Genomic DNA, 10,647 nt, shown 5'->3' on the forward strand with positions numbered 1-10,647 from the left:
CGCCCGGTGCCGGCGACCTGTCGAACACCCTGCGCCGCGCCGCCCGCTCACGTGGCTGCCGAGTAGTTCCGCCCGTCCACGCCCTGTGGAGGCTCCTTCATGGATGCGCTCACCCTCGCCGACGTCGAGGCCGCTCTGGCGGCCGGCGCCGACGACTACCTCGCCGACTCGCCACACGCCCGGCGACTCGGCTACCGGATCACCCTCGCCGGTCACACACATACCGGTACCACCACGGTGTACGGCCGACTCGACGACGACCAGGCCGCCGCGTTCCTGGCCCGGCTGCACCAGCCGGCCGGGGCCCTGCCTGCAACCGCCCAGCTGGACCTGACCCCACCCGCATGACCCTGGCCGGACCCCGGCCACCCCACCCCGAAAGGACGATCAGATGTACGAGGACGACGACGGCTTCGACGAGTACCAGGACGACGGCGAGTGGCGGCCCGGCGAGTGCGACCACTGCTCCGGCGGGGACGGGAACGGCGTCACCGCCAACGGCCCCCTCGGCACCCTGTATTGCGCCTGCTTCATCGGGCAGGGCGCCGTCCCCGAGGACTGTGTCTGCGGTCCTGAGGACTGAGCGGGCACGGGAAAGGGGCCCTGGCCGTTTGCCCCGGCCAGGGCCCCGCCTCACCGACGTTCCGCTCAGCTCGTGTAGAAGTCGGCCGATGCGGGCTGCACCGGCCACTTCGCCTCGCCGCGGCGGGTCATCGGGTAGCGGATCGAGAAGACCTCAGCGCTGAACCGGATGTCGTTGACTTCGACGACGAGCTGTCGCCCGTCGACCTTGACGGTCGAGGTCCGGATGACCCGCAGCAGCGGGACACCAGGCGGCATCAGCAGCGCCGCCGTTTCGACCGGACTGGGGGTGATCGCGGTGATCTCCTCCTCCCAGCTGATGGGCTGCCGTGCCCACTCCTCGATGCGGTCGTAGATCCCGCCGAGGCCGGAGTTCCCGGCGATGACGGGGACGGCCGCGACGGCGTCGGGGTGCAGGTAGCTGTCGGTCAGCTGACGGTAGGCCGGCACGTCGGGGTCGCCGTTGATCCGCTTGCGGGCCACGACGGGGGTTCCCGGCTCGACGCCGAGGTAACCCGCGATGTCGGCCGGCACCGGTTCTTCACCGACCTCGGTCCGGGTGCCCTCGACGAGACGCCAATGCTGAACGTTGGCGCCGGAGTAGTAGCCGAGGTTGTCACGCTCCATGGCCCTGGCACGGACCATGCGGGTGGCGGGCTTCTCGCGCACGAAGGTTCCGGCGCGGCCGCCCTTGTACTCGACCAGGCCCTCGTTCTTCAGGATCGTGAGCGCCGTACGAGCCGTCTGCCGGTTGACGCCGTGCTCCTCGACGAGGGCTTCCATGGTCGGAAGTCGGTCGCCGGGCTGGAGTTCGCCGCTGTGGATGCGTTCACGCAGGCCAGCTGCGATCTCCTCTGCGGTTCGTGGCATTGGGGCTCCTCTCAGTTGGTCCCCAGCGGGGTGACTCAAGCTTACGTGCTAGCACGTTCCCCTTGACGGGGGCCGCCACCCTGAGCCACCATCAGATTACCGATTAGGTGCTAGCACCTAAATCTTTCGGGGTGGCCTCGCCATCCCAGAATCCGCCCGCCTCCTCTGCGGCCGGAACCCTCAACCATTCATCCCAGAAGGGCTTATCCGCCATGCCCAGCATCAACGGATCCGAGAAGCGGGGTGAGCCCGCCGCCCCCTGCCGGAGCCTCGACCTCCACGTCTTCTTCCCGGAGACGGACGGCTCCAACTACCGCCGCCCCACCGACAGCGAGCGCGTCGCCCTCCAGGTGTGCGACACCTGCCCGCTCGCCCGGCGCGCCGCCTGCCTCGACCAGGCCCTCGGCTTCCCGCTCAGCGAGCAGTACGGCGTCATCGGCGGGGCCACCGCGATCCAGCGCAAGACCATCATCCGCGGCCGGCAGGCCGCCGAAATCATCGGAGTCGCCGCGTGAACACCTACCACGACCTCCGCTACCCGGCGGCCCACACCCACTCGGTCGAGGGCCGGATCCGGATCCTCCTGGAGATGGCCTCCTCCAGCCTGCGTGCCCTGGACAACCCGCGGACCGAACCGGCGCTGCGTCGGCAGACGCAGGAGTGGGTCGAGGACTGCGCCGACCGCCTGGCCTACCTGTTCGGCTACGACCCGAGGGACGGTGCCCGATGAACGCGAACCCGCTGCTCGACCAGGCGCTCGCCAATGTCCGCGCCCGGCTGGCCGTCGGCTGGCCGCTGCTGGTCCTGGCCCTCGCGCTCTACGCCCCCGCCGATGGCCTGACGCGGATCGTCCTGCTCGCGGTCGGCGCCGTCCTGGCGACCGCCCGGGTGCCGGCCGCGGCCCCGGTCGGAGAGTCCGGGAAGACGTTCTCCTCGCCGAAGACCCGTCCCTCGGTCCCGACGCAGCGCCAGGGCGGTGACGACCAGTGAGCGACATGTCGAGCTGGCGGGCCCAGCGCGCGGAGGAGGATCGCAAGGACCGCGGGGCCGCGCGGGCCGAGGCCCGGGCTGACGAGCAGCTCCGGCGGGAGGAAGCCCGGCGGGACCTCGCGGCCCGGCAGCGCCGGGACGCCGTCGAGCGCAAGGCCCGCGAGGACGCGGCCGCCAAGCGCCGCCAGGAGCGCGCCGCGAGGGCGGCGAAGGCGACCGGCTGGGTGACCGCCGACCCGGCCCGCGCGTTCGTGCGCCTGGTCCAGTTCTGCTCGGTCGTCCCCGCGCTGATCTCCCAGGTCGCCGCGCTCGACCACGCCGAGGTCTCGGTCCTGCTCGCGGTACTGCTCGCTGCGATGCTGGAGGGCACCGCCTGGGCGCTGGTCGCGATGGGCGCGAACGCCGAGCACGGCTCCCGCTCCACCCGTACCTGCCGGGCCGGGGCCTGGGCCGCCGGCGGGATCGCCGCTGCCATCAACTTCGCCCACGGCTGGCAGTCCTACCCCACGCAGCACTGGGTCGCCGCCGTCCTGGCCCTCTCCAGCCTGGTGGCGGTCTGGCTGACGGACCTGCAGACCCACGGCGGACGCCGGCCGACCCGGGCCGAGCGCCAGGCCGAGGCCGAGCGCGAACGCGCCGAGGAGGAGGCCGCCTGGGCCGAGCGCGGCGCCCGGGCTGCCCACGCGGCCGCCCGTGCCGAGCACGAGCCGAAGGTGCGCGAGCTCGCCGACCGGCTGCTGTCCGCGACCCCGTACGGCGCGCTGTCCGAGGACGACGCCTGGCGCACCGCCTGGGAGTACGTCCACGGCCTCACCGTTCCGGGCCTGACCGCCGACCTCCTCGCGGGCCGCATCGGCGCCCGGGCCCGGGTCGCGGAGCTGTCCACCCTCCCGGCGCCGGCCGACCTGTGGCCCGGCCTGCCCGACGACCCCCACCCGACTCTGACCCTGCCGATCACCGTCGGCCCTTCCCCGGCCCCCGCCGACAGCATCTACCTCGACGCCGTTCCCGGCCCCCTCGCGGACGCCTGGACGACCACCGCTCAGACACCCGAATCCCTTGGGGGAAAAGGGCTCCAGGCCCCCGAAGAGGGCTCGGAAACCGGCCCGGCGAAGCCGCAGTCGGACCGCTCCGGGAACGGCCCGCAGAAGCCCGGCAGGCCCCTCGATCCGGCGGACCTGGAAAAGGTCCGGGAGCTGGCCGAGCTGTTCGCCTCGGCGAACCGCCGGATGTCGACCTCGGACGTGAAGAAGATCCTCGGCGGCGGCCGCACCGAGTACCTCGTGCGCCTGCGCCAAGCCGTCGAAGCCGAACGCGACGCTGACGGGTCGCCGAAGGCCTGACCGCCCCTCGGGTGCGAGCCCTGCGATCTCTCGCACTCCTCGCCCCCGCACAGCTCGTACATCCCGCACGACCTGGAGGCCTCCGTGCCGATCGTCTCCTGCCCCCGCTTCCGCTGTGCCACCTGCCAGGACTGGGGAACCGTCGTCCCCCGCGACGGCGGCCGGCCCCTTCCCTGCCCCGAGCCCGACTGCCCGATCCGCGCCACCCCCTCCCCCCGCACCATCACGACCCGCTGACCGAGGAGCCCCCGTCATGACGTACGCCATCACCGCCGCCGCCCAGACCACCGTCCCGGTCACCTGGACCACCCAGGCCGGCACCACCGCGACCGCCCACATGCCGACCCTGCTGCACGCCTCCTACGCCCAGGCCGCCGCCGGCCACACCCAGGCGGTCGTCCAGATCGCCGACGCTCCGCAGCAGGTGACCCCGGCGGTCACCCAGACCGGCAGCCCCGGCGGCGGCGCCATCGCGGGCCTTTCCGGCGCGACCCTGCTCGGCCTGGGGATCGTCGTCTGGTTCGCCGCGAAGTGGAAGACCCACGCCCGGGAGGTCAAGCGCGCCTTCGTCGCCGGCGCCGCGGCCATCGTCCTCATCGGCTCCTGGGGCCTGTTCGGCACCCTCACCCAGACCGTGAAGAGCACCGGCGACAACGTCGGCAACTCCGTCTCCACCACGATCGGCCAGCAGACCAGCGCCCGCTGACACCGCCCGGCTGACGGCTGACCGCGTCGCCCCGGCCCCCACACACCCACCCCGGGCCGGGACGGCAAGGAGAGCCGCCAGAAGGCGCTCGACCACCGAGAGGAGAATCCCGATGGGCCTGCGAGACCTGATCAGCCGCGGCGCCGCCGGAGCGGCCGCCCGGATCGACGACCGGATGCTGGGCGAGCGCGCGATGCGGGCGGTGCGCCGCGAGCACGACGAGTGGGCGCGCACCGTGCAGCCCGGCGTCCCCTACTACAGCGTGTTGCCGACCCTGGGCATGGACCTGGTCCTGGCCGGCCACATCCAGCGCCCGATCCACCACGTCGTCACCTTCGACCGCCGCTCGTCCTGGGGCCCGATGACCGGGCAGTGGAGCGCCGCCGACAGCAACACCACCAGCTGGGGACTGTGGCGCGAGTGCGGACCGCTGACCACCGACCGGCAGTGGACCCAGCGCGACCAGGACGCCGCCGACGCCCAGCTCGACGCGAAGCTCGGCCCCTGGATGCAGCAGGAGGCCGACCGCCGGATCTACGGCTCGGCCCAGTACCAGGCCCTCACCGACCGGATCGAGCGCCAATACCCGGCCACCGTCGCCGCCCTCGCGGCCTGACCGGCCGAACCCCCGCGCCCCGTCCACCCGACCACCGGCACCGCCACCCCCGAGGCCAGGAGGCCCCCGTGAGCAACGAAATCTCCATCCGCGACATCACCATCGACCCGCACGGACGGCCCGTCCACTGCGGCGAGGACATGGAGGACGACTACGACATGTGGCGCTGCTGGCACTGCAACCGCTACATCGGGCAGGGCCCGGTGCGCGCCCTGCGGGCCTACCAGGGCATCGAACTGAGCCGCTGACCGGCCACCGGCCGCGAGGGGTGCGGCACACCGCACACGCCGCACCCCTCGCACTCATCGCACGCATGAGACAGGAGACCTTGAGGTGACCGCCACCGTCCCGGCCGGTATCCCGGCCCAGCCCCAGCAGCACCACGCCGTCGACCTGACCAAGGGCCCCGCCGACGCCGTCTGCGACCAGGCGGTGCCCGGCGACGACGCCCAGCCCGCCGGGAAGCAGGACCGGGGGCTGGGGAGCCGCTTGAAGGACAAGCTGTCCGAGCGGCTGCCCGACGACGGCGCGCTGAGCGCCCACCTGGCCCGCGCGCGGGCGAACACCGCCGCGTGGCTGCGCACCGACGACCTGTCCGAGACCGACATGGCGGCCGCGGTCGTGGAGGACCGCCGCCGCCAGCACACCGCCCGCGACACCCAGCTGCGCCAGGAGATGGCCCGGGTGTCCAGCCGCATCATCACCGCCAAGCGAGGCGAGACGATGCGCGACGACAACGACCCGCGCCGCGACGGCCCCGAAGTCGCGCGGCTGCGCGGCGAGCGCGAGCTGCTGGAGACCCAGATCGCCGAACACCGGGAGATGGCCGCGCTCCTGGGCGACGCGCCGACCCCGGGCGAGATGTCCCGGGCCCGCTGGAGCAAGCGGGCGGGCCGGGCCGCGACGCTGCTGGGCGGCGTCATCGGCGGCGGGGTCATCCTGCCGGTGCAGGACCCGAGGCTGCTGCTCGTCTCCGTCCCGGCCGGCCTGGTCGCACTGTGGCGGGCCGGGAGCATCAGCCCCGGCACGGAGGCGCCCCGGCCCGGGCAGGCCGTGGCGCTCGGGCAGGTCCCCGCACGGCCGAACACCACGGCGCCCCCGGCGGACGCCGCCTGGCCCAGCCCCGCAACCGCGGTGGCGGGAGCGGACTCCGCCGGGCCGGGGCCGGTACCGGCCGGGGTCATCCCCGCCGACCCGGCGGTGCCGCCGACCGGGACCTTCCCCATCGCCCAGGTCTCGACCCCGCAGTGGGCCGGGGAGTGCATCCGCCGGGCCCTGGTGAAGGAGGGCGTGCCGGTCGCGGAGATCACCGACGTCCAGCAGCAGCCGTGGGGCTGGACCTGCAAGGTCCGCATCTCCGAGGGCACCCCGGCCGCGATCATCAAGGCCGCCCCGGACCTGGAGACCCTCATGGACCTGGAGACCGGGCGCTGCATCCCGACCCCGACCAAGCGACGTGCGGTGGTCGACCTCAAGGTCGCGCACACCGACCCGTTCGCGTTCGTGCCCGGCCCGCCGCGCCGGGCCCCGAAGTCGATGTCCATCAAGGACCGGGCCCTGCTCGGCTACGCGATGGACGCCCGCCCGCTGGAGATGAGCCTCTACGGGGTCCAGGGCGGCATCATCGCAGGGTCCGGCGGCGGGAAGTCCGCGAACATCCGCACCTTCGCCGAGTACCTCACCGCGTGCCGGGACACCGTGGTCGTCGCCCTCGACCCCTCCGGCGTCGGGCTCGGCCCGCTGGAGGAGGCCGCGGCGCTCACCCTCACCAGCAAGGAGGAGATCGAGTGCTTCCTCGCCGGGATGCACCAGGTCTCCCTCAAGCGCCCCGGGCTCCTCGGCAAGCTGAAGATGGGCACCGACTGGCAGCCCTCCGAGCGCTGGCCCGCCCTGGTCGCGATCGGTGACGAGTGGCCCCAGAACACCGACGCCGCGAAGGAGTCCGGCGTCGGGATCCAGCTCACCGGGCGCAAGGTCTGCGTCCAGCTCCTGATCGCCTCCCAGTTCGCGACCACCGACTACATCGGCTCCGCGATCATCTCCAACCTGAGCCTCCAGGTGCTCGGCCCCTGCCGCCAGAACGACGTCACCGCCACCTTCGGCGGCGGAGCCATCGACGACGGATGGCTCCCCCACCGCCTGGTCCCCAAGCAGGCCGACGAACTCAACGACGTCGGCAAGTTCTACCTCCGCGGCGGCGGCTACAACGAGCCGATCATCTGGCGCGGCAACTGGTACGACGACGCCACCTGCATCGACCTCGCCGCCGAGCGCGCCGCCGCCGGCGTCACCCAGCTCGACGAGGAATCGTTGCGGATGGGCGGCAAGGAGTTCGCCGGACTGTTCGAACGGTACGCCGCCGCCCGGGACCGCGCCCGCCAGGTCGCCGCCGACACGATCCTGTCCGACACCATCACCGTGCTGCGCCGCGAGGGCCTGGACCGGGCCCGTACCGAGCGCATCACCGACCTCCTCGCCGAGGTCATGCCCGCCGTCTACCAGGGCGTCAGCGCCGACGAGATCGGCCGCCGCCTGCGGGCCGCTGGTGCGGGTGGCGCCGTCAAGATTGGCGCGGTCGATGGCCGGACCAACGCCAACGGCTACCGCCTCGACGACCTGGTCGAAGCCCACGACGCGGCCAACTAGCGCCCGGTATGCCCCGGTTCGGCACCCGGACAGCTGACAGTCGATGCCTGGAATCACCCGGAATGCCCCCCGGTCGGCGGGGCTGCCCACGCGGTCCCCCGACCGGGTTGACCACCTCAGCGACTGCCACCCAAACCAGGGCAAACCACCCCGCCGACCGGGGATCGACCGCCCCGCAAACCGGAACAAAGGAGACACCCGATGAGCCCGACCATCACCACGGTCCCGCACGAGATCCACTCCACCACCGGTCCCTACACCGTCCAGGCCGAGCAGCTCCCGTGCGGCCTCTACGTCTACGAGATTCCCGCCGACGTCGACCGCGGCGAGCGCTGCCGCTGGCGGATCGGCCACCACTCCGGCCGCTACATCGCCTCCACCCGGGAGCGTGCCGCCGCCCTCCAGCTCGCGGCCGACATCGCGGACTGGGCGAACTGGACCCTCGGCGCCGACATCCTGCGCGCCCACAACATCGGCCCCGGCCGAGACCAGGCCAGGATCGACGACTTCCTCGCCCGGATCAGCCAGGCCGGAGGCCACCTCGGTACCTGCTCCGACTACGGCCCGTACGGCTGCTGAGCCGATGGGCCCCTGCATCCCGATGACCGCGCACGTCGGTGCAGAGAAGTGCCTCGACCGCGAGTGCGACGACTACTACGACGCGGACGGCGAGCCCCTCGACATCGACGTCTGCCCCCACCTCGACACCGAGCAGCTGTGCGAGACCCACTCCACCACCGACGGTAACCGCGTCGTCCACCGCGAACCCTGGCCTTGCCGGTCCGCCGACAACTCCGAGGAGACCGACCGATGAGCCTGACCGCCGCGCTCGCCGCCTGGGAGCGGACCTCGGCCCATGCCGCCGGCAGCCACGGCCGCCTCACCCACGAGATCAAGATCCGCGAACTCGACACCGGCACCACCCTCACCCTGCTGATCACCCCCGGCCAAGCCGCCGACCTCATCCAGCGCCTCAACACCGCCAAGGAGACCACCCGATGAGCACCTTCGCCGCCCTGATCCAGCGGTACGCCGACGACGTCGCCTACCTCGCCGCCGGCCTCACCGGAACCCCGGAGCCGGCCGCGAGCCTCACCCCGGAGCAGTTCGCCCAGCTGGTCCAGGACGCCGCCGACGAACTGGAGGCCCACGCCGGTCTCGGCCTGTACCCGGACTCCGACGACCTCGACGAGGCCGCCGCCCGCCTGCGCGCCGCCCTCGCCTCCGGCCCCGCTGCGCAGCGCGACCTCCTCGACCAGGCCGCCCGGCTCCTGGAGGCCGCCGAGTTCGCCGCCAATGAGATCCGCCTCGCCAGCTGACCCGCTGTCCCCGGGCTGTGCGAGACACCGCATGAGTCGCACATCTCGTACAGCCCGCACCCATCGCACTCACTCTGACCAGCCGAAAGGAAACCCCGATGGGCCTCCTCGACAAGCTCACCGCCACCGACCAGCTCGACGACCGGACCGAGGCGCAGGGCGCGGCCCGGTGCGACGCCAACCTCGCCCGCCTGCGCCAGGCCGACCCGGACGCGGGCCGGATCTTCCCCGCCCAGACCCCCTTCACCGACGCCCACCGCAACCCCGCCCTCCAGGCCCAGCTCGCCGAGCAGGTTCGCCGGTACGCCACCGCCAAGCACGCCACCGGCTGCATGGACCTGTACGACGCGCTCTTCGCCGGACCGGGGGCCTGACATGACCGGGCAGCCCCGGTACTACCGCGCCCTGGTCAACATCCTCATCGCCGCCGGCGAGATGGCGACCTACTACGGCGACGCCGGCACCACCCCCTCCGAAGCCCTCCGCTCGGCCACCCTCCTCGCGCTGGCCGAGCATCCCGGCAAGACCGTCGCGGGCCACCGGATCTGGCCGTCCAGCGACTGACCCACCACCCCGCGAACCCCCTGACGACCAGGAAGGAGGAGCCGAGATGCCCACGACCGAGACCACCGCCGACCTCGACCTCGCCGAACTCCTCGGCCCCCTCCTGGTCGCCGAGGTCGAGGCCTACCTCGACACCGCCGCCCGCCAGCACCCCCCGAGCCCGGCCCGCCCCGCGCAGACCGCCGCCCTGCCGGGCCCGGCCTGGTACCGCATCGCCCAGCACCTCCAGGCCGACCCGCCCCCGACCCCCCGGGCGGCCGCAGCCCCGACCGGGCCCTGGTGGGGCGGCTACCCCACCCCCGCACCCACCCTCGCCGACCGCGTGCTGCGCCGGCGCCCGACCGTCCCCGTCACCACCCGGCAGCACCTCCAGCTGATGGACCGCTACATCGCCGCCCACGGCTGGACCCAGGGCCAGCTCTGGGACCAGACCGGCGCGGTCTGCGTCCTCGGCGCCCACATCCGCGTCCTCGCCGCCGGCTACGGCACCCCCACCACCGCCTGGCAAGCCCGCCTCGCCATTGGCAACGCCCTCGGTCGGCTCGGCCATCCCGTGCCGGTCGACAGCTGGAACGACCGAGCCACCACCACCCACCACGATGTCCACGCTCTGCTGCGCGCCGCCGCGGCCCGTAGCTGACAGAGGCCATGTGGGGGTGCAAGTGAGGAAGGCGCCGACCCGCGAGTTCTCGATCCACCCGGCGATGCCGTTGTACTGCTGTTGCGCGCCAGCGGAGGCGATGCCCATCTTCAGGAAGCCGGTCTATTCGACGATCGGTACACATCGTCAGCGCCTAGATATCCGAACACCTAGGCGCGGACCGCGTCGGCCTCCCAACAGGCAGTTCGCAACGACCACGGCACCGGCCCGGAGCGGGTATGACTAGCCTGTTCGGCCAGCTGCCAGCAGGTCGTCCTCTCGATGCTGGACAGCAGGGCGAGCACGAAGGCACGGGCTGTCGCCCGCGGCCTCGCCCGACGGAACCGGCCTGCGATCCAAGCCATGGCCTA

18 protein-coding genes are annotated in these 10,647 nt (G+C 73.0%); 17 read left to right on the forward strand and 1 reads right to left on the reverse strand.

What is annotated here, in order from left to right; translation table 11 throughout:
- Window positions 1-99: 99 nt before the first annotated feature.
- Complete coding sequence (locus AB0O91_RS21815; RefSeq protein WP_363435703.1) at window positions 100-348, forward strand: hypothetical protein; 249 nt, start codon at window positions 100-102, stop codon at window positions 346-348.
- A 43-nt stretch (window positions 349-391) separates the two neighbouring features.
- Entirely contained in the window at window positions 392-583 is a 192-nt protein-coding gene (locus AB0O91_RS21820) for a hypothetical protein (RefSeq protein WP_363435705.1), read from the forward strand.
- Between the two features lie 65 nt (window positions 584-648).
- Here the strand turns inward: AB0O91_RS21820 and AB0O91_RS21825 are convergent, their stop codons facing one another.
- The gene (locus tag AB0O91_RS21825) at window positions 649-1,452 is read right to left on the reverse strand and encodes a GntR family transcriptional regulator (RefSeq protein ID WP_363435707.1); all 804 of its coding nucleotides are present in this window, start codon (window positions 1,450-1,452) and stop codon (window positions 649-651) included.
- Window positions 1,453-1,664: 212 nt separating this feature from the next.
- Between AB0O91_RS21825 and AB0O91_RS21830 the strand changes: the two genes are divergently transcribed.
- The 15 genes from AB0O91_RS21830 to AB0O91_RS21900 all read left to right on the forward strand — a co-directional run bounded on the left by AB0O91_RS21830 (window position 1,665) and on the right by AB0O91_RS21900 (window position 10,276).
- The gene (locus AB0O91_RS21830) at window positions 1,665-1,967 is read left to right on the forward strand and encodes a WhiB family transcriptional regulator (RefSeq protein ID WP_363435708.1); all 303 of its coding nucleotides are present in this window, start codon (window positions 1,665-1,667) and stop codon (window positions 1,965-1,967) included.
- Complete coding sequence (locus AB0O91_RS21835) at window positions 1,964-2,182, forward strand: hypothetical protein (RefSeq protein ID WP_363435710.1); 219 nt, start codon at window positions 1,964-1,966, stop codon at window positions 2,180-2,182. The genes AB0O91_RS21830 and AB0O91_RS21835 overlap by 4 nt, the downstream gene beginning before the upstream one ends.
- The gene (locus tag AB0O91_RS21840) at window positions 2,179-2,442 is read left to right on the forward strand and encodes a hypothetical protein (RefSeq protein WP_363435712.1); all 264 of its coding nucleotides are present in this window, start codon (window positions 2,179-2,181) and stop codon (window positions 2,440-2,442) included. Before AB0O91_RS21835 ends, AB0O91_RS21840 begins: the two co-directional genes overlap by 4 nt.
- Window positions 2,439-3,785, forward strand: a complete 1,347-nt coding sequence (locus AB0O91_RS21845; protein ID WP_363435714.1) for a hypothetical protein — start codon at window positions 2,439-2,441, stop codon at window positions 3,783-3,785. Before AB0O91_RS21840 ends, AB0O91_RS21845 begins: the two co-directional genes overlap by 4 nt.
- A 253-nt stretch (window positions 3,786-4,038) precedes the next feature.
- The gene (locus tag AB0O91_RS21850) at window positions 4,039-4,491 is read left to right on the forward strand and encodes a hypothetical protein (RefSeq protein ID WP_363435716.1); all 453 of its coding nucleotides are present in this window, start codon (window positions 4,039-4,041) and stop codon (window positions 4,489-4,491) included.
- A 112-nt stretch (window positions 4,492-4,603) separates the two neighbouring features.
- A complete protein-coding gene (locus AB0O91_RS21855) occupies window positions 4,604-5,107 on the forward strand; it encodes a hypothetical protein (RefSeq protein ID WP_363435718.1) in 504 nt (167 codons plus the stop codon).
- Window positions 5,108-5,175: 68 nt separating this feature from the next.
- Window positions 5,176-5,355 carry a hypothetical protein gene (locus AB0O91_RS21860; protein ID WP_363435720.1) on the forward strand — a complete coding sequence of 60 codons (180 nt, stop codon included), beginning with the start codon at window positions 5,176-5,178 and terminating at the stop codon, window positions 5,353-5,355.
- 85 nt (window positions 5,356-5,440) lie between these two features.
- Window positions 5,441-7,753 (forward strand): hypothetical protein, encoded by a 2,313-nt coding sequence (locus AB0O91_RS21865; protein WP_363435721.1) that lies wholly within the window; start codon window positions 5,441-5,443, stop codon window positions 7,751-7,753.
- A 201-nt stretch (window positions 7,754-7,954) separates the two neighbouring features.
- Window positions 7,955-8,332, forward strand: coding sequence for a hypothetical protein (locus AB0O91_RS21870; protein ID WP_363435723.1), 378 nt, complete (start codon window positions 7,955-7,957; stop codon window positions 8,330-8,332).
- Between the two features lie 22 nt (window positions 8,333-8,354).
- Entirely contained in the window at window positions 8,355-8,567 is a 213-nt protein-coding gene (locus tag AB0O91_RS21875; RefSeq protein WP_363435725.1) for a hypothetical protein, read from the forward strand.
- Complete coding sequence (locus AB0O91_RS21880; protein WP_363435727.1) at window positions 8,564-8,755, forward strand: hypothetical protein; 192 nt, start codon at window positions 8,564-8,566, stop codon at window positions 8,753-8,755. Before AB0O91_RS21875 ends, AB0O91_RS21880 begins: the two co-directional genes overlap by 4 nt.
- On the forward strand, window positions 8,752-9,072 hold the full coding sequence (locus tag AB0O91_RS21885) for a hypothetical protein (RefSeq protein WP_363435729.1): 321 nt from the start codon (window positions 8,752-8,754) through the stop codon (window positions 9,070-9,072). The genes AB0O91_RS21880 and AB0O91_RS21885 overlap by 4 nt, the downstream gene beginning before the upstream one ends.
- Window positions 9,073-9,170: 98 nt before the next feature.
- On the forward strand, window positions 9,171-9,446 hold the full coding sequence (locus AB0O91_RS21890; RefSeq protein ID WP_363435731.1) for a hypothetical protein: 276 nt from the start codon (window positions 9,171-9,173) through the stop codon (window positions 9,444-9,446).
- A gap of 1 nt (window position 9,447) precedes the next feature.
- On the forward strand, window positions 9,448-9,636 hold the full coding sequence (locus AB0O91_RS21895) for a hypothetical protein (protein ID WP_363435733.1): 189 nt from the start codon (window positions 9,448-9,450) through the stop codon (window positions 9,634-9,636).
- 46 nt (window positions 9,637-9,682) lie between these two features.
- Complete coding sequence (locus tag AB0O91_RS21900; RefSeq protein WP_363435734.1) at window positions 9,683-10,276, forward strand: hypothetical protein; 594 nt, start codon at window positions 9,683-9,685, stop codon at window positions 10,274-10,276.
- Window positions 10,277-10,647 lie beyond the last annotated feature (371 nt).

Source organism: Kitasatospora sp. NPDC089797, assembly GCF_040684795.1.
Taxonomy (GTDB): Bacteria; Actinomycetota; Actinomycetes; order Streptomycetales; family Streptomycetaceae; genus Kitasatospora.